At 38.7% G+C, this 22,608-nt stretch carries 20 protein-coding genes; 3 read left to right on the forward strand and 17 right to left on the reverse strand.

The features are described 5' to 3' along the window. Positions 1–65: 65 nt before the first annotated feature. The 8 genes from ACFSX4_RS13945 to groES form a co-directional block, all read right to left on the reverse strand. Entirely contained in the window at positions 66–692 is a 627-nt protein-coding gene (locus tag ACFSX4_RS13945; RefSeq protein ID WP_377775898.1) for a YesL family protein, read from the reverse strand. 23 nt (positions 693–715) lie between these two features. After that, positions 716–1,609 carry a carbohydrate ABC transporter permease gene (locus ACFSX4_RS13950; protein WP_377775899.1) on the reverse strand — a complete coding sequence of 298 codons (894 nt, stop codon included), beginning with the start codon at positions 1,607–1,609 and terminating at the stop codon, positions 716–718. A gap of 15 nt (positions 1,610–1,624) precedes the next feature. Next, positions 1,625–2,479 carry an ABC transporter permease gene (locus ACFSX4_RS13955; RefSeq protein WP_377775931.1) on the reverse strand — a complete coding sequence of 285 codons (855 nt, stop codon included), beginning with the start codon at positions 2,477–2,479 and terminating at the stop codon, positions 1,625–1,627. A gap of 120 nt (positions 2,480–2,599) precedes the next feature. Beyond that, the gene (locus ACFSX4_RS13960; protein ID WP_377775900.1) at positions 2,600–4,282 is read right to left on the reverse strand and encodes an extracellular solute-binding protein; all 1,683 of its coding nucleotides are present in this window, start codon (positions 4,280–4,282) and stop codon (positions 2,600–2,602) included. Between the two features lie 141 nt (positions 4,283–4,423). Next, entirely contained in the window at positions 4,424–6,154 is a 1,731-nt protein-coding gene (locus tag ACFSX4_RS13965) for a cache domain-containing sensor histidine kinase (protein WP_377775901.1), read from the reverse strand. A gap of 5 nt (positions 6,155–6,159) precedes the next feature. Then, complete coding sequence (locus ACFSX4_RS13970) at positions 6,160–7,704, reverse strand: response regulator transcription factor (RefSeq protein ID WP_377775902.1); 1,545 nt, start codon at positions 7,702–7,704, stop codon at positions 6,160–6,162. Between the two features lie 301 nt (positions 7,705–8,005). After that, positions 8,006–9,631, reverse strand: a complete 1,626-nt coding sequence (groL, locus tag ACFSX4_RS13975; protein WP_377775903.1) for a chaperonin GroEL — start codon at positions 9,629–9,631, stop codon at positions 8,006–8,008. A gap of 56 nt (positions 9,632–9,687) precedes the next feature. Further along, entirely contained in the window at positions 9,688–9,972 is a 285-nt protein-coding gene (gene groES / locus ACFSX4_RS13980) for a co-chaperone GroES (protein WP_377775904.1), read from the reverse strand. A gap of 162 nt (positions 9,973–10,134) precedes the next feature. Here groES and ACFSX4_RS13985 point away from each other — a divergent pair, with 162 nt between their 5' ends. After that, positions 10,135–10,923, forward strand: a complete 789-nt coding sequence (locus ACFSX4_RS13985) for a CPBP family intramembrane glutamic endopeptidase (RefSeq protein WP_377775905.1) — start codon at positions 10,135–10,137, stop codon at positions 10,921–10,923. 42 nt (positions 10,924–10,965) lie between these two features. Here the strand turns inward: ACFSX4_RS13985 and ACFSX4_RS13990 are convergent, their stop codons facing one another. Both ACFSX4_RS13990 and ACFSX4_RS13995 read right to left on the reverse strand, forming a co-directional pair. Beyond that, positions 10,966–11,814, reverse strand: a complete 849-nt coding sequence (locus ACFSX4_RS13990) for a TPM domain-containing protein (RefSeq protein ID WP_377775906.1) — start codon at positions 11,812–11,814, stop codon at positions 10,966–10,968. After that, positions 11,811–12,395: a LemA family protein gene (locus ACFSX4_RS13995; RefSeq protein WP_377775907.1), complete on the reverse strand. Its 585-nt coding sequence runs from the start codon at positions 12,393–12,395 to the stop codon at positions 11,811–11,813. Before ACFSX4_RS13995 ends, ACFSX4_RS13990 begins: the two co-directional genes overlap by 4 nt. Before the next feature lie 196 nt (positions 12,396–12,591). Here ACFSX4_RS13995 and ACFSX4_RS14000 point away from each other — a divergent pair, with 196 nt between their 5' ends. After that, positions 12,592–14,292: a M3 family oligoendopeptidase gene (locus ACFSX4_RS14000; RefSeq protein ID WP_377775908.1), complete on the forward strand. Its 1,701-nt coding sequence runs from the start codon at positions 12,592–12,594 to the stop codon at positions 14,290–14,292. A 22-nt stretch (positions 14,293–14,314) separates the two neighbouring features. Next, positions 14,315–16,012, forward strand: a complete 1,698-nt coding sequence (locus tag ACFSX4_RS14005; protein WP_377775909.1) for a M3 family oligoendopeptidase — start codon at positions 14,315–14,317, stop codon at positions 16,010–16,012. 41 nt (positions 16,013–16,053) lie between these two features. On the opposite strand, the gene ACFSX4_RS14010 is transcribed toward ACFSX4_RS14005, so the two are convergent. The 7 genes from ACFSX4_RS14010 to ACFSX4_RS14040 form a co-directional block, all read right to left on the reverse strand. After that, positions 16,054–17,271: an LPXTG cell wall anchor domain-containing protein gene (locus ACFSX4_RS14010; RefSeq protein ID WP_377775910.1), complete on the reverse strand. Its 1,218-nt coding sequence runs from the start codon at positions 17,269–17,271 to the stop codon at positions 16,054–16,056. A gap of 216 nt (positions 17,272–17,487) precedes the next feature. After that, positions 17,488–18,324: a MurR/RpiR family transcriptional regulator gene (locus ACFSX4_RS14015; protein WP_377775911.1), complete on the reverse strand. Its 837-nt coding sequence runs from the start codon at positions 18,322–18,324 to the stop codon at positions 17,488–17,490. Between the two features lie 126 nt (positions 18,325–18,450). Beyond that, positions 18,451–19,413, reverse strand: coding sequence for a carbohydrate kinase family protein (locus ACFSX4_RS14020; RefSeq protein ID WP_377775912.1), 963 nt, complete (start codon positions 19,411–19,413; stop codon positions 18,451–18,453). Further along, entirely contained in the window at positions 19,376–20,887 is a 1,512-nt protein-coding gene (locus ACFSX4_RS14025) for a glycoside hydrolase family 32 protein (protein ID WP_377775913.1), read from the reverse strand. The genes ACFSX4_RS14020 and ACFSX4_RS14025 overlap by 38 nt, the downstream gene beginning before the upstream one ends. A gap of 15 nt (positions 20,888–20,902) precedes the next feature. Further along, the gene (gene tatC, locus ACFSX4_RS14030) at positions 20,903–21,655 is read right to left on the reverse strand and encodes a twin-arginine translocase subunit TatC (protein ID WP_377775914.1); all 753 of its coding nucleotides are present in this window, start codon (positions 21,653–21,655) and stop codon (positions 20,903–20,905) included. 53 nt (positions 21,656–21,708) lie between these two features. Beyond that, positions 21,709–21,930, reverse strand: coding sequence for a twin-arginine translocase TatA/TatE family subunit (locus tag ACFSX4_RS14035; RefSeq protein WP_377775932.1), 222 nt, complete (start codon positions 21,928–21,930; stop codon positions 21,709–21,711). A gap of 43 nt (positions 21,931–21,973) precedes the next feature. Further along, complete coding sequence (locus ACFSX4_RS14040; protein ID WP_377775915.1) at positions 21,974–22,606, reverse strand: redox-sensing transcriptional repressor Rex; 633 nt, start codon at positions 22,604–22,606, stop codon at positions 21,974–21,976. Between the last annotated feature and the right edge of the window lie 2 nt (positions 22,607–22,608).

Raw genomic sequence — 22,608 nt, forward strand, 5'->3', positions numbered from 1 at the left:
CTCCTTCATTAAATTGATGATGTATCATAAATTTATTTCACTGAGTTACAAATCATATAAATGGATTAGTTTGTCTCATATTTATCAAATGTGTTTCTTATTATGAAAGAAATAAGATATGCCAGAAGAGAAAAGCCAATGAATGTATCTATATATAATTTCGCAACCATCCAAAGTGGTGAGAAAAACATTAATATCATCGGACCGGCAATTAGTACCGTGATGGAAAGTACCATATATATATTAGTCGTACCAATTTTAAAAACGTTTATCAAAGCCTGTTTTATTGTTCCTTCATACCGTGCGAGATATGGGAATATCAATGCCAGATACATACAGAAGATAACCGTAAATATAATTAGCCCCATTAATATCAATAAAGATAGTCCACCGGTGTAAAATATCAGCAGATAGAAATTGATGGCAAGAAGACTGCCGGCGAAGAATAAAATCCCCCAGATAACTGTACTCTGTTTAAAATTCTTCCTGAATGCTTTCAAAAATCCAGTGACCAATCCGCCATCTTCGTCTCTCACCATCCTTAATGTCATCGAAAACAGTGCTGTCATAGATGCGCCGATTGTTATTACTGGGATACAACATAAAATAAACAGTAAGTTCAGCAGCAATAAATCAACAACTCTGTATAAAAAACGATATACCGGCCCTTCTATACTGAAAATATTTCCCATAATCTATCTCTCCCTCTGCATTGTTATTCTTTCACTGAACCTACAACAATTCCAGTCACAAAATACTTTTGTAGAAATGGATAGATAAGCAGTAAAGGAATTGTAGAGACAACAATTTTTGCAGCATTTAAATTACGATTTTGTACTTCTGCAATATTCTGTAGTTCCTGACTGTTTGCACCCGCACTAACAAGTTCTGATATATCTATAGTCAGTGATTGAATGTAGGTCATAATCGGGTAGTTACTCACCTGGGTCATATATATTAACCCCTGCATAAAATCATTCCAGTTCATTACGATACTGAAAAGTGCGACAGTTGCGAGTGCTGGAAGTGAAACCGGAATATACACTTTAGATAAAATCTGCAGTGGACTTGCACCATCAATGATCGCAGCTTCCTCCAGTGATTTCGGTACACCCACAAAAAAGTTCATAATAAGAATTACACTGAATATCGGCACTGCCTGAGGCAATATAAGTACCCATATTGAATCAAGTAAATTTAAATTTTTTATCACAATATATGTTGGAATTAATCCTCCGTTAAATAACATTGCAAAAATAATAATATTCATGTACGTATTTCTACTCTTAAATTCCCGTTTTGTTTTAGATAACGGATAGGCCATAAGTACAATCAACAATAGATTCAATATAAGAGCCAGTACTACCCGCTGAACCGATATAGAAAAAGATCTCCAGAACTGAATATCTTCCATAATCATCTTATAGGCTCCCAGTGAGAAATTCACCGGTGTCAGACCAACATTATTCGCTGCAACTGCTGCACCGCTGCTGAAAGAAATAGCAACAATATTCCATAAAGGAAGCAGACAAATCAGTCCAAGAGCAATCACGATAAAATATATAATAAATTTCCCGAACTTACTTGAAAAACTTTTTCCTTCTATCACTATGTCTCATCTCCTTTAGAATAGTTTTCTTTCTGTAAATTTCTTAGCTGCACTGTTCGCTGACAGAATCAAAATTAAAGCAATTACTGATTTCAATAATCCAACTGCTGCACCAAAACTGTAATCACGTCCAATTAAACCATTTCGATATACATACGTATCAATAGTGTCACCAGTTTCATACACTATCGGTGAATAAAGGTTATAGACTTGATCAAAACCACCATCCAGTACGCTTGGAAGGCTTAGTATTGCAAGCAGTAATATAATCGGCAGCATCCCCGGTAAAGTAATATGCCAGACTCTTTTCCACCAATTAGCACCGTCAATACTTGCTGCCTCATGTAATCCCGGATCCACAGATGCAATGGCTGCAAGGTATATTACTGAGTTAAACCCGAATTCTTTCCATACATCTGTTCCTATAAGCAATGGTTGAAACCATGTATTACTCCCGAGAAAATTAATAGACTCTATACCAAATGTTCCAAGTATGGCATTCACTGTACCATCCAGACTGAATAGATTTACCACAACTGTTGCAAGTACAACCCACGATAAAAAATGGGGTAAATACACAATTGTCTGTATAGATTTTTTAAGTATTTTAAGTCGTATTTCATTAAGCAGTATCGCAAATGCAATTGCCAGCAGAGAGCCAAAAATTATCTTCCCTAAAGCAATAACAATTGTATTTCTAAAAACATTTCCAATATCCGGCAGTGTAAACATATATTTAAAATGTTCCAGACCCACAAATTCTGAGCCAAAGAAACCTTTTGCCGGTACAAAATCCTGAAAAGCCATTATTATCCCAAACATTGGAGTAAAAACAAATATAAGTAAAAATATCATACCCGGAGCCAACATAAGATGATATGTTAATCTCGCTTTTTTTATATTCTTTTTCCTCTCATGAAGAATCTCCCCTTGATTGTTTGCCGTCATCCTTTTATACCTCCCCAATTCAGAAATACTCTTTTCTTTTTATCATTGGTTTTCCTGTTCTTTCACGGCTTCTTCTACTTCAAGAAGAACATCTTCTCCGCCTTGTCTGGACCATTTATCTACAAATACATCAAAATAATCAATATCTTCCACACCGGTAATGATTTTTATAAAATCTTCTTCTTCTGTCTTAGCTAAATCCGGTCCTTTTTGTTCCATAGTTGCTGTATCATTAACATAAGCTGTTTCCACCCATTTAAAAGCATCATTTCTGGTAACTGTATCCATCAATCCCCATCCAAGAATACGTGAGTGATAGCTGGACCAGCTTGATGTCTGCGCACCTTCAGGATTTTCGGTATATTCCTTGATTCCATTGATATTCTGTCTAACCTCAGCATCAGCGACTTCACCGACTGTTATTTCTTCATCTAAAACATCTTCAACATCATGGTAATCATTCAAGTATTTTTCCAAAGGAAGTACCACTATATTGAACGGTTTCGTTGAATTATCAACACCCAGTTCCAAATATTCTGCAACTTCCGGAAAACGAGTATCCATATCCTTCTCTTCAGTGTTAGGAATCGTATCATAATACAGATTCAACATTTCAACTGCTTTTTCAGCATGATCATAACCTTTTTTTACCACGATATAGTTAGCTGTTGTATTCTGTTCAAATACGTTCACATTGCCTTCTTCATCTGCTAAAGCATAAGGTTTAAAACGAGCTTCCTTGTTCATCTCTCTTACTGTAGGTAGTCCCCAGTCCGGGAAATGCCATGGGGCAAGTGCAATACCCGATTGACCATTAGTGAGCAGTGAAATGATATCATCAAAAGAACGTGTGCCAAACTGCGGATCTACAAGTCCTTTTTCATACCATCTGTTCATTAATTCAAGTGATTCCTTCATACCTTCTGAGGTAGAGCCGTATGTGATACTGCCATCCTCCTCTATTAAATATTTCTTAGGCTGTCCTTCAAAAACAGCTGCGATTGAATTCATTGTGAAAGAACCGCCAAAATTATCAGCAGTTAAGTAAGATTCAAAAGGAATACCGACAGGATTCCCTGAGCCTCCCGGATCTTCTTCAACAAATGACTCAGCAACCATTTCCAACTCTTCAAGTGTAATGAGAAGGTCATCATCTTCGTCAATTTCTATTCCTAGTTCTTCCATCCAGTCTTCTCTAATCCATACCATTTGTGGTGCCGCCAGTGCCTCAGTACCTGGAAGCCCCATCAATTTATCATCAAATGTTGCATCTTCGAGTGGTCTGTTATCAAAACTTTGATACACTTCTTTTATGTAATCGCTTGCATTTTCGTCGAAAACTGATGATAAATCTTCAATTAAATCGTTCTCTGCTAAATCCTGCAGTTCTTCTCTTGTAACAAGCATCATGTCCGGAATACTCCCGGAGGCAATTGCTAGAGATACCTGTCTCGTATAATCTTCCCCATTTGCTTCAAATGCATTTCGAATATCAATGTCTAACTCTTCTTCTGCTACTCTCGTATATGCATTATCTTCGAAAGTATCTCCCTCGGGAAGTCTGGGATTAGTTCCTGTCGATCTTCCAATATACGTAACCGGCTTCCCATCTTCTGAATCCTCCTCAGAATCATAAGAAGGTTTTTGAACACATGCAGACAGCACACCGACTGTTACTAAAATAAGCAGAAAAACTTTCAAACCGCCAAATGAATACGCTCTCATTTTCTCCCTCCTCCAACTTCAAATTATCACTACAATAACAATTCTAGATTAAGATAGTTTATATATATATATTAAATAATCCAGATTAGTATAATATTTTCCTGAAATTAATAGAGTGCTGTACATATGCACAGCACTCTATTATTGAGAATCATCACTATTCTTTTCATTCACCGGAATGGTCAGTGTTACTTTTGTATACTGCTGTATCTTGCTTTCGTATTTAAGTCCGTATAAAGGGCCGTACCACATCTGGATCCTTTCATGGACATTTCTGACACCGTATCCTTCACTTTTTTTCGTCAGCAGGAACTTCATTTTTTCCTGACTTATGCCCGGTCCATTATCAATCACAGTAAATACTAATTCATCTTTTATCTGTTTTAATTTTATAATAATCCGGCCTTTTTGCCCATCTTCCTTATGATCTATCCCATGATTAATTGCATTTTCCACCAGCGGCTGTAAGAGTAAATTCAGCATTGTATAATCATATACTGATGTATCTAATTCATATTGAACATCAAATGAATCTGAGTGCATCATTTTTTGAATACTTACATAAGCTTTTACATTTTCAAGTTCTTTTTCAACTTTTATGATACTTTTTCCCTGATTTAAGGTTGTCCGGTAAAAAATAGAGAGATGCTGAGCCATTTGGCTGATATCTTCCTGTTCAGCCATAATAGCCTTACTGTTAATTAAAGATAAACTATTATAAAAGAAATGAGGGTTAATTTGAGCCTGAAGTGCTTTCATCTCATATTCTTGCTGTTCAATCTTACTTTTATACACCTGATTAATCATTTGCTTTAATTTGTTTACCATATTACCAAATTGTTTAATCAAACTTCCTATTTCATCATTGCTTGAACTAAATACTGAAACTGATAAATTACCATTCTCTATTGTTTCCATATTTTTAGATAATTTCTCAAGAGGCTTAACAACTACTTTGACCAGTAAATAAATTGACAGAAACATAATCACACTACTCAATAAAATCACTATAACAACAGTCAGTTTCATTGGAAATGTCGCCACCGAAATTACATCATCCGGTCTGTATAAATACACAGTTAAGGGATATGTTCTTAATTCAACACTTTGAACAATAAAGTTATCTCTCAACGCCTCTGGATTTACCGGTTCATTCTCATCTGTAACAAAAGATCCACTAAGTTCATCAGAATCTATTAGATAGTTATAGTTAAATACCTGCTGACCGTCATCATTTATAATCACAAGTCCATACGCTTCATCAAAAAGCTGAGTCAACGATTCAAAAAACTGTGTAGAATTGAGCTCCATCTGAATAAAATTATCAACAGTTCTTCTCTCATCAAATATTCGGGATATCAATTTAATTTTCTCATCGTCTGACGAAAATTCAAGAATGGGTTCATTTGAGGCCGCGGCAGATTCGAACCACTTTTCATTACTGACTTCATGTAAAGGTCTGAGTAAATCATCATATGGATTCATTTCATTACCGGTATAAATTGTAACAGATTCTATCTCCCTATTAAGAACTGCAGGTGTAGACATCCATGGATCCAATGCATTTTTATAAAACTGGTACATTTCAAAGTTATTGCTGTAATCCGCAGTGAGACCATTTTTAATTTCATCATTCCAAATAATTTGTTCCAAAATGTTCAAATGATTTTCGATTTTGTAATCAATGTTTAATATGGCCTGATTCAATGTATTAGATAAATTTTCTTCTTCACGGGTAACCAGAGAGTCATTCAACTGGTAATACCACATACTCCCGAGAACTATAATCGGAATACAGCCTGCAGCAATACTGATTAAAAGAATTTTATTTCTGAATTTTAAATTGATAAACCAGAACTTTAAATTATTCATCTCACTCATTTCACCTGTCTCTGCTTTATTTCCCGGTACTTCTTCGGACTTATGCCGAAGTGTCCTCTGAAAATTTTTATAAAATAAGATACATTATTGTAACCAACACTTCTACTAATATCATTAACTTTCATATCAGTGCGGCTGAGCATATCTTCTGCTTTTTCCATTCTGACCTCTTTAATATACTTTATGATTCCGAGCCCGGTCTCTTCCTTAAATTTATCACTTAAATATCCAGGTGTTAAAGATACTTCATCTGCGAGCATATCAAGACTTAAATCCTGATTTATATTAATTGATATGTATTGCTTAACTTTTTCTATCGGATCCATGGTTAAGTATGTTCCATTTTTAAGGTTTGCTTCCGCCTGATTCTCTATTTCCAATATTGTATCTCTAATATCAGAATAATGATTATGAGAGTATATTAATTCTATATACCGGTTCATATCTTCTTTATTTTTTTCAGGAATTGCCCGAAAAAGGCGCTGTAACAATCTTGTTAATAAAAACCTCAAATACATCTCGGAAACATTAGCATTTTCCGAGTATTTTTGAATAAGATTACTGACATTATTTCTAAGGTTTGATATATTGCTATGTTCAATCGCTCTCTCCACCTCACGGAGCAAAATTTCGTCTTCTTCAAATTCCTGATTATCTGACAATGGCTTATCGACAGGGTAAATATAAGTATCAGAATAAAAAAAACGGTCCTTTATATCATTCTCCAACTGACTATATGTTTTTGAAATTGGTACCGTCTCAGTTATTGGCTCACTAACTGCAATAACTACGGTAATACCATATCTCTCCTCAATACCGCGATGTATACTTTCTGCAATTTTTCTATATATCTCTGTATTTTCTTTAGAATCTTTAAACAATAGTATGATTTGAAATTGATTTAAATCGATTAAATCATATTTTATACAATTTGATACTTTGTTTATTTCCTCATAAATATATCCACTATTTTCTTCAATCAATCCTTCAAGAAAATCAGAATCAGAATGAACCAGCATCATTCTATTATATGATTCAAGAAAATCAAAATTTAAATCATAATATTCCTGTTTCAGCATTTCTATCGGCGACTGGTTTAATAAACGATAAACAATATGTTTTTTAGTAAATGCCAAGTTAACTTCTGTTCTCTCTTTTTCTTCATCCTTTTTCCTTATTGTATCAATCACAGCATTTAACGTCTGGTTAAATTCTTCCGGTTTTACAGGCTTTAATATATAGTTATCTGCCCTTAACGTTAGTGCCTTTTTAACAAGATTAAAATCACTGTATCCGCTGAAGAATATAATTTCCATATCATTATGTACATGTCTTACTTTCTCTGCCAATTCCATACCATCTATGAAAGGCATTTTTACATCTGTAAGAAGAATATCAACATGACACTCTTTCAATATATTAATTGCCTCCTTACCATTTTCAGCTTCAACAATATCGAGGTCGAAGCCAAATTTATTGATTAGAAATCGTATAACTTCTCTTTCGATTTTCTCATCATCAACAATTAAAATACGATACATATGCTATCCCCGTCCCCTAAAATAAATTATATCTTAGTATAATAGTATCTTAACTACTTACCATTTTTAACCTTTAGCGTCAACAAATTATTGATTATTTTTTAAATTTTCTGCAAAAAAATACCACATTCCAATTGTTTTAATTGAAAAGTGGTACCTGCGTTACTTATTAGTTTATAACTACACTACTTCACAAAATTATGGTAGATTCTGCGAAAAGTCACTTGTTTATAAGGATCTATTAACAGTAAAATACATAACTTTAACCGTCTAAAACCTCATATATCAGTGTTCATACGTTTTACATCATTCCAGGCATACCGCCCATGCCGCCCATATCAGGGGCACCGCCGCCCTCTTCAGGGATATCGGCAACGACTGCTTCAGTTGTCAGGAACATTGCTGCAACGGAACCTGCATTCTGCAGTGCGGAGCGTTCTACTTTAGTAGGATTTACCACGCCTGCATCAATCATGTTCACCCACTCGTCAGTGGCTGCATTATAACCGTATCCAGGTTCTTTTTCTTTGAGTTTGGATACAATGACAGAACCTTCAAGCCCTGCATTTTCTACAATCTGACGGATAGGTGCTTCGAGTGCTTTTAATACAATGTTGATACCTGTCTGAACGTCGCCTTCTGCTTCAAGTGCTGCAACTTTATCGTACACTTGAACGAGTGCCGTACCGCCGCCTGAAACAATACCTTCTTCAACAGCTGCACGTGTTGAGTTCAGTGCATCTTCAATACGAAGCTTTCTTTCTTTCATTTCAGTTTCAGTGGCTGCACCGACTTTAATTACTGCAACACCGCCTGAAAGTTTCGCGAGTCTTTCCTGAAGTTTTTCTTTATCAAAACTTGAAGTTGTTTCTTCAAGCTGTGCTTTAATCTGTCCGATACGTGCTTCGATAGAATTTGATTCTCCGGCACCTTCAACAATTGTTGTATCATCTTTAGTGACATTCACTTTAGATGCAGTACCAAGCATATCTACTGTTGTATCTTTCAAATCAAGTCCGAGATCATCAGTAATCACCTGTCCGCCTGTTAAAATCGCAATATCATCAAGCATTGCTTTACGACGGTCGCCAAAGCCCGGTGCTTTCACAGCAATCGCAGTAAATGTACCGCGGACTTTATTCAGGATAATGTTTGAAATCGCATCGCCTTCCACATCATCCGCAATAATTAAAATCGGACGGGACTGCTGAACGACCTGCTCTAAAAGCGGCAGGATATCCTGGAAGTTTGAGATTTTTTTATCTGTAATTAAGATATACGGATTCTCTAAATCTGCAACCATTTTTTCAGTATCTGTCACCATGTACGGTGAAGTGTAACCGCGGTCAAACTGCATACCTTCAACCACTTCAAGTTCAGTTTTAAAACCGCGTGATTCTTCAATGGTAATGACGCCGTCATTGCCGACTTTTTCCATTGCTTCAGAAATATACTCTCCGATTTCAGGATCTGCAGCTGAAATTGCACCGACCTGTGCGATTGATTCTTTATCATTCACCGGGCGGGAAATGTTCTGAAGTTCTTCTACTGCTTTTTCAACAGCACGGTTGATGCCTGTTCTGATTCCGACAGGATTGGCACCGCTTGTCACGTTTTTAAGGCCTTCCTGAATCATTGCCTGTGCAAGGACTGTCGCAGTTGTTGTACCGTCACCGGCAATTTCATTTGTCTGATTTGCGACTTCCGCAACCAGTTTCGCCCCCATATTTTCATATGGGTCTTTCAGTTCAATTTCTTTCGCTATTGTAACACCGTCATTGGTAATCAATGGTGATGTAAAAGATTTATCCAGTACTACGTTTCTGCCTTTCGGTCCGAGTGTTACCTTTACAGCATTCGCAAGGGTATCCACACCGGCAAGCATTGCCTGTCTTGCATCTTCTGAGAATTTTAATTCTTTAGCCATTGTCAATTCTTCCTCCTATGAAATATTATCTATTTAATAGTCTGTTAATGTTTAATTTATTCTACTACTGCTAAAATTTCTGAGTCAGTTAAGATTAAATACTCTTTATCTCCGTGCTTTACTTCTGTACCGGCAAATTTAGAATAAACCACACGGTCCCCTTCATTGACTTCCACTTCAACGCGTGTACCGTTATCCAGAGTACGTCCCGGACCTACCGCAACCACTGTACCTTCAGATGGTTTTTCTTTCGCAGAGTCAGTCAGAATAATACCGCTTGCTGTTGTTTCTTCTTTTTGCGCTAAATCGATAATGACCCGATTTCCTAATGGTTTTAACATTTAAAAGCCCTCCTGATCAAATAACTGAAAATCAATTTTAGCACTCACACACTCTAAGTGCCAACAATTTTATAATAATCAAAGATGGTCAAAATTGCAAGTATTTTATTTTCTTCTCTCTTTACGTTAAAATGAATCTATTCAACATTGGAGGTTTAAGAATTGAAACGTCTTTTCAGCAATCGACAAGTCAACAGCGGCTTGCTTATTTTATTATTTTTAGGTGTACAGTTTGCCGTACTTCCCGTTGGAATGATTATGGCATTCACCAACCCCTCAGTCACTGAGGCGGAACTTCTACAGCGTATACTGCCGGTTCAGGCAGCGTCATTCCTGGTCGGAACCATACTTGCGATTATACTCGGGCAGGCTCATCAGAATAAAAACCGCATCGAACTCGGCAGACAGACTGACCCGCTTTTAACAGTCGTCTGGATTATCGGCGGTGTTTTCCTTGCCTATGCATCACAGCTTGTTGCTTCAATGATCAATGTTAACTTACTCGGCAATCCGATTGAGAGTGAAAATACCACACAGATTATTGATATGATCAGAACTGCACCGTTTATGATACTTGTTGTTGCACTTCTCGGACCTATCCTTGAAGAGTATGTATTCAGACGGGCAATATTTGCAGAAATCTATGAACTGTTTCCAGGCTCTTCAAAAGGTGCCAAAGTCATGGCCTTTTTAGTCGCCGGTTTAGTCAGCGGACTGATATTTGCACTGGCACACTGGGATTTCACACACATTTTAATTTATCTTGCCATGAGTTATACATTCAGTTTTCTTTATGTAATTACAGGGCGTCTCCTTGTACCGATTCTGGTTCATATGCTGATGAATGGTATTGTTGTCGGCTTAAACCTGCTGCTCGGTGATTATATGGAAGAGATTGAAGAGCTTCAGGAGTCACTTGGAATTATTTTAAAAGTAATATTCCCATTCTAAATTGAAACAGGCCCGGCAAAAGCCGGAGCCTGTTTTTTTCTCTTAAAATCCACGGCCTGCACCGCCGCCTCCGCCGGAACCACCGCCAAAGCCGCCGAAACCGCCTCCGGATGATCCTCCGCCAAAGCCTGAACCGCCTCCGCCGGACGGCGGTATAAACACAAACGGTCCTCTTCTTCTGCGTCCGCGGCCGCCCGGGCCGCCTCCGCCGGAGATGATTTTAAACAGTATGAAAATGACTGCTGCAGTAATAATCATTCTTACAATATTACCAAAGATACCGCCGCCTGTGCTGGTATCTTCTGCAGGCTCATCTCTTGTAAATTCACCATCCTCATATCCATATGCATCAAGTGACTCATCATATAATGCGGTATATAAATTTTTAAGGCCTTCCTGATAGCTCTCATTTGCTGCCGCTTCATCACCATTATCAGTATAATTCACAGCATCCTCAAAATGAGACATCGCAGTGTCATCTATGATGCGGCCGATTTTAGCATCATTTAAATAACCCTCAACACCGTAACCAACCTGCACATCAACACCACGGTTGTTAAATTCATCGCCGTTATCAAGATTCAGTAATATCACAATACCGTTATCTTTATCTTCTTTACCGACACCGTAACCTCTTAGTGCTTCAAGCGCAAAATCCTGCCTGTGCGTCTGACCCGTTGTCGGCATCGTCAACAGCAGCATTTCAGCACCCGTACCTTCTTCCAGATATGCACCCATATCATTCAGTTCATTGATTGTTTCATTATCAAGAACACCGGCATTATCCTGAACAAAATAATGATCCGTATTTAACTCAGGCAGATCTTCTGCAGACACTGTCCCGGGTATGAGCAGCAGTGAAAACAGAACAATTATGAAAACTTTCTTCATGAATCATCATCGTCCGAATTAAAATCAACAGACGGTACTTCATTCGCAGATTCATCCGCTTCAAAATACGGCTTATCTGCAAATCCAAACAGTTCGGCAATCATATTCCCCGGGAACGTTCTTGTATTACGGTTATACTCACCGACAGCTGTATTATAATCCTGTCGCGCAACCGCAATCCGGTTTTCAGCACCTGCCAGTTCATCTCTTAACCCTGTGAATTGTTCACTTGCCTGAAGATCCGGATAGGCTTCCGCCACCGCAAGCAGTCTTGACAGTGCAGAGTTCATCTGGTCATTCGCTTCGGACATTTCCTCCACTGTATTGGCTCCTGCCACCTGACTTCTCGCCTCAGCCACTTCCGTAAATATTTCCTGCTCGTGAGAAGCATAACCCTCTACAGTACTCACGAGATTCGGGATCAGATCATTTCTTCTCTGCAGCTGTGTATCAATTCCCGCTTCCTGCTGATTCACTTCTTCATCAAGGTTGACTAAAGTATTGTACCTTGGGGCAATGATAATCGCTGCGATAATAATAATTCCCGCGAGCACACCAATAGGTATTAAATATTTTTTCATAGTAGGTCCTCTTCTCTATACATTTCTTTCATTTATTTTATCATCTATTTTTTGTAAAGTCGTCTGTCCGCCTCAAATTCCGGGAATCTGTATTCAGGATTATACAGTTTTCTGAACATATTTAATATTAACATAAGTATCTAATATTTATGATAAACTATAAATGGTTATTCATAAATATCAAGGGGGAAGAAAAATGGTTACTCAATTTAATGATTATGTATATGAACGTCCTGATTTAAATCATGTATCAAAAGAAGTCGATACACTGATCGGAAGCTTTAACGACTCAGATTCAGCTGACGGACAGACAAAAGTGATTGACCGCTTAAATGAAATATTTAATACCATCGAAACAATGTACTCACTCGCTTATGTTCGTTCATCTATTAATACTAAAGATGAATTCTATGACCGGGAGAGAAACTTTTTTGATGAGAACAGTCCGGCAATTACCGAGATTCAAAATAAATACTACACTGCACTTGTTGACAGTCTATACAGAGAAAAGCTTGAGAACCGTTACGGTTCACAGTTATTCGCACTTGCAGAAAACCAGCTGAAATCATTTGATACTTCAGTCAGTTCACTAATGCAGGAGGAGAACCGTTTATCCACGGAATACTCAAAACTTCTTGCTTCTGCAGAGATTGAATTTGACGGCAGAACTTTGAACCTTTCTGAATTCGGCCCCTATGCAGAGCACAGTGACAGAGATACACGCCGTAGTGCTGCAGTTGCGGTACAGGGATTCATGGGAGACAATCTTGAAAAAATAGATGACATTTACGATAAACTGGTTAAAACGCGTGACCAGATTGCTAAAAAACTCGGATACAAAGATTTTGTCGAGCTCGGTTATGTCCGGATGAACCGGATTGACTACGACAGAGATATGGTTGAAAACTTCAGAAACCAGGTTGCTGATTATATTGTGCCTGTAGTATCTAAATTAAAAGAACGCCAGAGCAGAAGAATTGGTGTCTCATCTTTAAAATCATTCGATGAAGCCTATGATTTTGTCGACGGTAATGCATCACCTGTCGGCAATACAAAACACATTATGGCGAACGGTGCAAAAATGTATAAAGAACTGTCAAAGGAAACCGATGAATTTTATACGTTTATGACTGAGCACGACTTGTTTGATGTTGAAGCGAAGAAAGGGAAAGAAGGCGGCGGATACTGCACATTCCTTCCGGCCTACAACTCACCGTTTATATTCTCAAACTTTAACGGCACATTAGGTGATGTCACGGTACTGACACATGAGGCGGGACACGCTTTCCAGAGCTATATGTCACGACACTTTGATGTCCCTGAGTATCAGTTCCCGACACTTGAATCTGCGGAAATCCATTCAATGAGCATGGAGTATTTCACTTATCCGTGGATGCATTTATTCTTCGGTGATAAAACGGATAAATTTAAATTCAGCCATCTCGCTGATAATCTGTCGTTTCTCCCTTACGGTGTAGCGATTGATGAATTCCAGCATATTGTATATGAAAACCCTGAACTCACACCGGAAGAACGCCGTGAAGAATGGAAAAAACTCGAAGAAAAATACCTGCCGCACAGAGACTATGACGGTATCCAGCCTCTTGAGAGCGGTTCGTTCTGGCACAGACAGGGACACCTCTTTTCTTCACCGTTCTATTATATTGATTACACACTCGCACAGATATGTGCCATTCAGTTCTGGAAACGTGCTGTAGAAGACTTTGATGCTGCATGGCATGATTATGTTGAACTATGTAAACTTGGTGGTTCATTACCGTTCGGCGGTCTGATTGAGAAAGCGAAATTGAAATCACCGTTTGAGGCAGGCAGTCTGAAATCAGTCGTTGATGAGGTCAGCAGTTATTTGGATTCTATCGACGATACAAAACTATAACACTTCATAAAGGGGAATTTCTGTGTTAACTTTCAATGAATATAAGTACGAGCGGCCTGATTTAGAACATCTTAAAGACATAGTGGATGACTTATTTGAACAGTTTGATCAGGCAGCGTCTGCAGATCAGCAGATTGAAATTTTACAGAAGTATTATGAACATCAAAAATATTTAAGAACAATGCAGTCACTCGCTTCAATCCGGGCATCCATCGATACAAAAGATGCGTTTTATGATAATGAAAGAAATTTTTTCAATGAAAACAGTCCGGCAGTCACCGAAATTACAAACCGGTACAGAAAATCTCTGACAACCAGCCCTTTTCGGACTGAACTTGAAGAAACATTCGGCAGCCAGTTATTCGCACTTTCTGAAAATGCCCAAAAGATATTTGATCCAGCATTAAAAGATCTTTACGTCAAAGAGAACCGGCTGTCTACAGAGTATTCTAAACTGATTGCTTCTGCTGAAATTAAATTCGACGGCAAAGTTCTGAACCTGAATGAATTCGGGAAATATACCCAGGATAAAGACAGAAATATAAGAAAAGAAGCCACTGCAGCGATGCAGAGCTTCTTCCGCGACAATCTCGATAATATCGACCAATTGTTTGATGAACTGGTAAAAACCAGAGATCAGATCGCAAAAGGACTTGGATATAACAACTTTGTTGAAGTCGGCTATATTTTGATGAACCGAATCGATTATAACCCGGATATGGTTAAAAACTTCAGAGATCAGGTCGCAGAACATGTCGTACCGCTTGTGACAGAATTAAAAGAGCGTCAGAAAAAACGGATCGGGCTCAGCGAACTGAAAACATATGATGAAGGTTTTACATTTAAAGACGGCACACCGACACCTGAAGGCTCCGCTTCTGATATTATGGAAAACGGTGCAAAGATGTACAGTGAACTCTCAAAAGAGACTGATGAATTTTACCAGTTCATGTCTGCCAGGGAACTGTTTGATGTAGAGGCTAAAAAAGGGAAAGAATCCGGCGGCTACTGTGCATATATACCGGAATACAACTCACCCTTCATCTTCTCAAACTTTAACGGTACACTCGGTGACGTTAAAGTTCTGACACACGAAGCGGGACATGCTTTTCAAAAGTATATGTCCGGACACTTTCAAACACCTGAGTACCGCCATGCTACACTGGAATCTGCTGAAATTCATTCAATGAGTATGGAGTATTTGACTTACCCCTGGATGCCGCTGTTTTTCGGAAATGATACTGAAAAATTCAAGTTCACCCATATGGTAAACAGTCTGTCTTTCCTGCCTTACGGTGTTGCGGTAGATGAGTTCCAGCATATTATTTATGAGAACCCTGAACTCACACCGGAAGAACGACGCAAAGAATGGAAAAAGCTCGAAGAAAAATATCTGCCCGATAGAGATTATGACGGCATCGAGCCTCTGGAAAGCGGTGCATTCTGGCATAGACAGATGCACATCTTCAGACGCCCGTTCTACTATATCGATTATACGCTGGCACAAGTATGTGCAATGCAGTTCTGGCAGAAAGCAGAAAGTAACTTTGACTCTGCCTGGGAAGATTATTTGAACCTTTGTAAGCTTGGAGGCTCTCTGCCGTTTGGTGCACTTGTTGAATCAGCAGGGCTGAAATCTCCTTTTGAAGACGGTACAGTCAAATCGGTAGTTACCGATATTAAATCCTATCTCGATACAATTGATGATACTTCATTATAATTCAGAAAAGCTCAGGCGGGTAAACCCGCCTGAGCTTTTGATTACTGCTTACTGTATTTCGTTACATAAAATAACATTCCACCCGCAATAAATAATACTGCACTGTAAAAGATATTATATGATTTCTCACCTGTATTCGGCAGTTCCTCAAGACCCGCTACTGCCTCTTCATTTTTAACCTGCTCATCGAGTTCTGCACGATCTTCGTCAGATAAGCCTTCCATTCCTACAATTTTAGACGTCATCACCTGATGAATTCTCTGATCCAGCAAAGCCAATGAATCTTCAGATGATCCGGGTCTAAGATCGACACCATTCAAGATATCTCCAAAATTATATTGATACAGCTGTTTTCCTGCATAACGGCTGTTGTAGGAAGTTTCAGATGCAGTGTCTTCCTCAACCGTATTAGTGTCACTTTCCAAAATGTCCAAGTCAGCAGGATCTGTTACATCACTTTCCCACGTCGATTCGTAATAATCCACAGTATCTTCCTCAACAGGTTCTTCATATTCCTGCTCAGGTACATTATCTTCATTATTTCCCTGATTTGAATCCGTCGTATTCTGTTCTGTTTCCTCAGTCTGCGTCGGTTCATTATTTTCCGGAACTTCCGTTTCACTTTCCGGCGCCTCTTCCTCTGGATAATCAGTTACAGTACCTTCTTCAGAAGATTCATTATCCGGTTGTTCAGGTGAAGGCTCAGGGGAAAGATTTTCCTCTTCAGATGCTTCAGGCTCAGACGGTTCTTCAGTTCCACTCTCCGGCGTTTCCACTTCTTCAACCGGGTCCTCACCGTTTTCCACAGGAATTAAAGGACCGTTCCCCTGGTTCCCGCCTTCCGGTTCAGACGGCTCTTCACTTTCAGGTTCTTCAGTGACTTCATTATCCGGTGTTTCTGTTGGTTCATTTACATTATTCCCGTTGTCAACAGGACCTCCCGGTTCATTGTCCGGACTTTCTTCACCGGAGTCAGGTGTTTCCTGAATCCCCGGGTTCTCTTCATCCGCTTCAAGATCAACACTGTCGGACTGAGTATTCTCCGTCTGATTTGACTCTGTATCATTGATGTTCGTTGATGGTTCTGTATATGTTTCATAACCGCCGGGTTCATCGCTGTCCCCGTCTATTATTTCTGTTTCACTATCTGTATTTTCGTCCATGCTTTCTTCATCATCAGCATATACAATTACAGGCATTGTAAACAACATTGATGAAACAAGTGCAGTTCCAGCACATATTTTAATGCCTTTTTTCAATATCAAAACCCCCTGCCATCGAAGGCTGTTTTACTTTATAGTTATTTCGATATTCTAAGTATATTAGACAAAGACAGTCATATCTATAAATTACCATAAGTTGTTACATAACCTTAATATGCAGAAGTAAATATTTCATTCATATTGCAAACATGAAGTCCGTAATACAAAGAAAACACACAGAAGTCATTTTAAAATGGACTCTGTGTGCCGGTATTAATGTGTAGCATCATAAGATTTAATGATATTGTCGTAAGCCTTTGTTCCGAGCTCTTTACAAATATAGAAGAACAATACATCACAAATCACAAGTTCCGCGATACGGCTGGTCATATTCATATATTGAATATTTGTCTCTTCCTCTGTGATTTCTATTGCCAAATCTGAATGACGCTTGGCAATTGATGCATGATTCTGTGTTAGAATAATTGTTTTGATGCCGAGACTTTTTGCTTTTTTCACCACTTCGATGACTTCCTGTGTTTTACCGGATAAGGTAATCACAAAAAGCACATCACTTTCACACGCATTGGAAAGGCGCGTTAAACACAAATACTTATCAGAAGTAAAGAATGCATTTACATTTACACAGTGCAGTTTCTGTTCAATGTCCTGACCGACATTGGATGAATCTCCTACCGCATAAATAAATGTATTTTTGGCATTCAGTATCTCATGTGCCGCTTCTTTCATCACTTCACGACTGACAATCTTTTCAGTGTTATACAATGCCTGTATCGTATTCTTAAATACTTTTTCAAAAATATCCTTATGATTATCCACTTCGAGATCAATCACACGGGAAATTTTTTCTTTTTCAAGCGTATGTAATTCTTTCGCAAGCTCCACTTTCAACTCTTTTATTCCCGCAAGACCGACTCTCTTTGCAAACCTGACAATTGCCGCATCACTCGTATTACTTTGCTCCGCGATATCTTTTACAGGCATATTAATCACCTGCGTTGGATTATCCAGCATAAACCTTGCAATTCTCTGCTCAACAGGTGTCATATATTCCAATCGCTTTGATATTTGACTGAGTACTGAAAACATTCTGCCGTTCCCCCTTTTGTAATGTCATATAAAATATTTATTAAATATTAAAATAATTATAGCATGTTTTGAAATAAAACCGCATTCATTTCATAATTAATTATAAATATTATAAGAAGAAAGCACTTAAATATCCAACTCTAAAAGATTCTGATAAGTTGGCAGATTCTCTACAGCCCCGTAATTCAATGTTTGATATGCACCCAGTCTGTTTGACAATGTTAAGACAGTTTCAAATTCTTTTCTTAAAAAGCATTCTAAACTTTCTTCATCACGGTTTAAAAGTTGAAATAAGAACGCACCGGAAAACGCATCACCGGCACCTGTTGTATCCAGTGCCTTCACATTAAGGCCCGGTGCTTCATACAACTTCTCACCATTAACATACAATTCTGAACCGTTTTTTCCCTTAGTATAGACAACGACTTTTATATTACCTTTAAATAAAGACTGTACAGCTTCTGTTTCATCTTTAATTCCAGTAATAAATTCCAGTTCTTCATCCGAGATTTTGATAATATCTGCATGCGGAATATACGTATTAATCACTGCGCTGCACTCTGCTTCATCTTCCCAGAGTGGCAGTCTTACATTAGGGTCAAAGAATATTATTCCGCCTGTTTGCTGATGCTTTTCAATCAGTGCATCATGCGCTTTTCTCATATCATCAGTATTCAATGATACACTGCCGAAATATAATATATCTTCTTTTGATGTCTTTACATTTTCTGTATTTTCTATTTTATAAAGCATATCCGCCGAAGGTTTCCGGTAGAATGAAAAATCCCGTTCCCCGTCATTTTTCAGAGACACAAAAGCAAGTGCAGTATTCGCTTGTTCTGTTGTCTGTACATGACTGACATCCACATTATTCTCTTTTAAAGTATCAATAATCAAATCACCGAATGCATCTCTGCCGACCTGTGTAACCATATTCACTTCTGCACCGAGTTTACCGGCAACACATGCAACATTAAGCGGTGCACCGCCGACACGGCGTTCAAACTCCTGTACTTCTTTCAGAGCCACTTCACGCTGCTTTGGTATAAAATCAATCAGTGCCTCTCCAACTGTATATAATTTTCTCATGCTCAGACTCCTTTAATTTATATTGTGTCATCTCCACATAACACTGCCCGATTTCAGTGGATAATTCAACCCCTTTAGAGCTGTTATCCGGAAAAATACGGGATGACATGACACGGTCTCCGTCATTGATAAAGATTTCAATACTTGAATCATCCATAAAGATATGCAGCTGTCTGAGGCTACCCTTCAGTTTAAGGTGCCGCCTTGTCCCGTCGACACCGACCGGCAGTTCACCGCTGAACGTCGTATCCAGAATAATTTCATCCTGCTCTTTCTTATATGTGATGACCGTTTCTTCACGTTTTGAAACCCTTAACTTAATGTAGACTTCACTTGCGTCATTCTCTATAAAGTTAATAATAAACTCATACCTGTCTCCGTAAAAATCTCTCAGCCGCTTTGGGTGGTGGTCAAAATAACCTTCTGCTTTAATCTCAGACTGTCTCAGTTTCTTTATGTCCGGATGCGGACGCTGTTTTAATTTGTAGTCTTCAATACTCAGCACCCTTGGTACAGACAGACAGTTCGCCCAGTCATACTCAGCTGTCGGATAATCTGTATCATGCATACCGAGAAGTCCGATCATCACCCGGCGGCCGCACGCATCAACAGTTGTCATCGGCATATTAAAATCAAAGCCGTAGTCAAATTCAAAAAAAGTACCGTGATCCATTGATACATTTCCTGTATCCAGTTCGCCAATGACGAATCCGGCCTGATCCGTATTCCAAAAGTTATAACCGTACTTATCAATCCCTTTTGGGCAGAACATCAGTACATCAAAGCCGTCCAGTTCAAATACTTCCGGACGCTCCCACATATCACCGAATGTTGTCAAAGGTGTATCAAGAACCCCGCTGTACTCAAACCGTAAGCCGTCCGTTGATCGGTAAAGTGCCGCACCGCCGTAGCCGTCAGCTTTCTCAATGCCGAGCATCATATAATATGTATCCCTCTGTTTAAATACAAAAGGGTCCCGCACTGTTTTAATTTCTTCCGGCATTTCTTCGATAAGCGGTACGGGATGTTTATAGAGTTTCTTATCCGTTTTGAATTCTGCAGCAAGCTGCACCGGCGCGATTTCTTTCCCCGCTTTTTCAAACAGGCCGGTATAAAATACAAACAGCTCACCGCCTATTTCCACTGCCGAACCTGCCGTCAGACCGTGACTGTCATACAAATCGTCCGGTCTGAGCTTAACACCTTCATTATGAAAATCGGAAAGATTATCCGCAGACACGTGATACCAGTAATTAATATTATTTTTATCCGTTAAAGGATGCCAGTTATAAAACAGATGATACCTGCCGTCTCTATAGAAAAATGCTGCGGGAGACGACATGTATCCTGTCACCGGCTGTGTATGATACCCTTGACGCCACGGACTCGAATCTACTTTTTCTATCAGCCGGACGAGTGCTTCACGATCCAGTGATTCAATTTTTTTATAATAGTCATCATTAAAATCTCTCATGTCCAGCCCTCCTGATTACTCCAGTTCTTCTTCTATCGCTTTTTGTTCAGCTTTTAAATATCTTCTGTACCCTGTTTTCGAAATCATAATACTGATTTCATAAAGCATAATCATCGGAATGGTTAGTATGATATGCGTCATTAAATCCGGCGGTGCGATTACTGCAGCCACTATGAACAGAATAAAATATGCATACTTACGATTTTTCTTCAAAAACATCGGTGTGATGATACCGAGCTGTGTCATGAACAATACAAGAATCGGCATTTGAAAAATCACCCCGAACGGCAGTACTGTCCGGAATAAAAAGCCGAAATACTCATTGATACCGATTGTAGTCTGAATTCCCATCTCAGCAGATAAGTCGAATGTAAATCTGATAATATAAGGAACCACTACAAAATAACTGAATGCCATACCCGTCAGCATTAATACGACAACAATCGGTATATAGGACAATGTTAACTTCCGCTCGTTACTGTACAATCCCGGCGTGATAAACGCCCAGACCTGATACATAATTACAGGAAGTATAATCACAAATGCAATCACAACGATAACCAGAATGTATATTCTGAGCGGATCCGTCACTTGAAATGCATGCATCTGAACATTTTCCGTCCATGGTGCATTCTGCATCTGATATATCAGCGGCTTGGATAAAAAGAAGCCGATAATTAAGGCAGCTGCAAAAAAATAAGCCGCGGTTAAAATCCGCTTCCTCATTTCATCTATATGCTCTGTTATCTCTCTTTCTTCTTCATTCACTGAGAAACTCACCTCTTTAAAAAAAGGCGGCTTACGCCACCTCATTTACCTTATTAACTATTTGATTCAACTTTTTTTGGTTCTTCTACGCTTGCTTCCACTTTTTTAGGCTGTTCTTTTTCGTCGTCATCATCAGTTGCCAGACCTTTTGTCGCATCTTTAAATTCTTTTAAAGTTGAGCCGATCGCTTTACCGAACTGCGGAAGCTTTTTCGGTCCGAAAATAATTAAAGCAACAACCGCAATCACAATCAGGCTTGCAGGTCCTACTGCCATTAAAGTTTGTGGAATAAGTAATTCTAACATAAATTTGCCCCTCCTATAAATTCTTCATATAAAAGAATAATGCCTGTAATTCTACACCTAAATCTATATTGTGTACATAGATATCTTTATCCAGGTTCAATCTTATGGGTGTAAAGTTTAGTATACCTTTTACGCCTGCAGCAACTAAACGTTCTGCCATTTCCTGAGAAACTGACGCCGGTAGTGTAAGAATTGCCACTTCAACTTTCTCACGGCTGATAATATCCTCTAATTCATCAGTATGATAAATGTCTACACCGTTGACCTCTGTTCCTACCAAATGCTTATTGTGGTCGAGAGCCCCGACAACAGTCATCTTATCATTTAAATTAGTGAATTTATAATTCATTAAGGCACTGCCCAGGTTACCTGCACCGATAATAATCACATTCTTCTTATCCGTACCCTGAATATGTTCCATAAAGAATTTGAGTAAACTTTTAACATTGTATCCGTAGCCTTTACGGCCCAGTTCACCAAAATAAGAAAAGTCTCGGCGGATTGTCGCAGAATCGATATCCAGTGCTTCACTTATTTCTCTGGAAGATACACGGTCAGTCCCTGCCTCTTCCGCCTGATTAAAATACCGATAATATAACGGAAGCCGCTTCATTGTTGCATTGGGAATCTTCTTCTTACTGTTCACTT

Source organism: Corticicoccus populi, assembly GCF_042686195.1.
In the GTDB taxonomy this organism is placed as follows: Bacteria; Bacillota; Bacilli; order Staphylococcales; family Salinicoccaceae; genus Corticicoccus; species Corticicoccus populi.

What these genes read in the sequence shown, in the direction of transcription:
- ACFSX4_RS13945 (WP_377775898.1), bottom strand. Translation starts at nt 692, where the DNA reads ATGGGAAATATTTTCAGTATAGAAGGGCCGGTATATCGTTTTTTATAC.
- ACFSX4_RS13955 (WP_377775931.1), bottom strand. Translation starts at nt 2,479, where the DNA reads ATGTTGGCTCCGGGTATGATATTTTTACTTATATTTGTTTTTACTCCA.
- ACFSX4_RS13960 (WP_377775900.1), bottom strand. Translation starts at nt 4,282, where the DNA reads ATGAGAGCGTATTCATTTGGCGGTTTGAAAGTTTTTCTGCTTATTTTA.
- ACFSX4_RS13965 (WP_377775901.1), bottom strand. Translation starts at nt 6,154, where the DNA reads ATGAATAATTTAAAGTTCTGGTTTATCAATTTAAAATTCAGAAATAAA.
- ACFSX4_RS13970 (WP_377775902.1), bottom strand. Translation starts at nt 7,704, where the DNA reads ATGTATCGTATTTTAATTGTTGATGATGAGAAAATCGAAAGAGAAGTT.
- groL (WP_377775903.1), bottom strand. Translation starts at nt 9,631, where the DNA reads ATGGCTAAAGAATTAAAATTCTCAGAAGATGCAAGACAGGCAATGCTT.
- groES (WP_377775904.1), bottom strand. Translation starts at nt 9,972, where the DNA reads ATGTTAAAACCATTAGGAAATCGGGTCATTATCGATTTAGCGCAAAAA.
- ACFSX4_RS13990 (WP_377775906.1), bottom strand. Translation starts at nt 11,814, where the DNA reads ATGAAGAAAGTTTTCATAATTGTTCTGTTTTCACTGCTGCTCATACCC.
- ACFSX4_RS13995 (WP_377775907.1), bottom strand. Translation starts at nt 12,395, where the DNA reads ATGAAAAAATATTTAATACCTATTGGTGTGCTCGCGGGAATTATTATT.
- ACFSX4_RS14000 (WP_377775908.1), top strand. Translation starts at nt 12,592, where the DNA reads ATGGTTACTCAATTTAATGATTATGTATATGAACGTCCTGATTTAAAT.
- ACFSX4_RS14015 (WP_377775911.1), bottom strand. Translation starts at nt 18,324, where the DNA reads ATGTTTTCAGTACTCAGTCAAATATCAAAGCGATTGGAATATATGACA.
- ACFSX4_RS14020 (WP_377775912.1), bottom strand. Translation starts at nt 19,413, where the DNA reads ATGAGAAAATTATATACAGTTGGAGAGGCACTGATTGATTTTATACCA.
- ACFSX4_RS14025 (WP_377775913.1), bottom strand. Translation starts at nt 20,887, where the DNA reads ATGAGAGATTTTAATGATGACTATTATAAAAAAATTGAATCACTGGAT.
- ACFSX4_RS14035 (WP_377775932.1), bottom strand. Translation starts at nt 21,930, where the DNA reads ATGGCAGTAGGACCTGCAAGCCTGATTGTGATTGCGGTTGTTGCTTTA.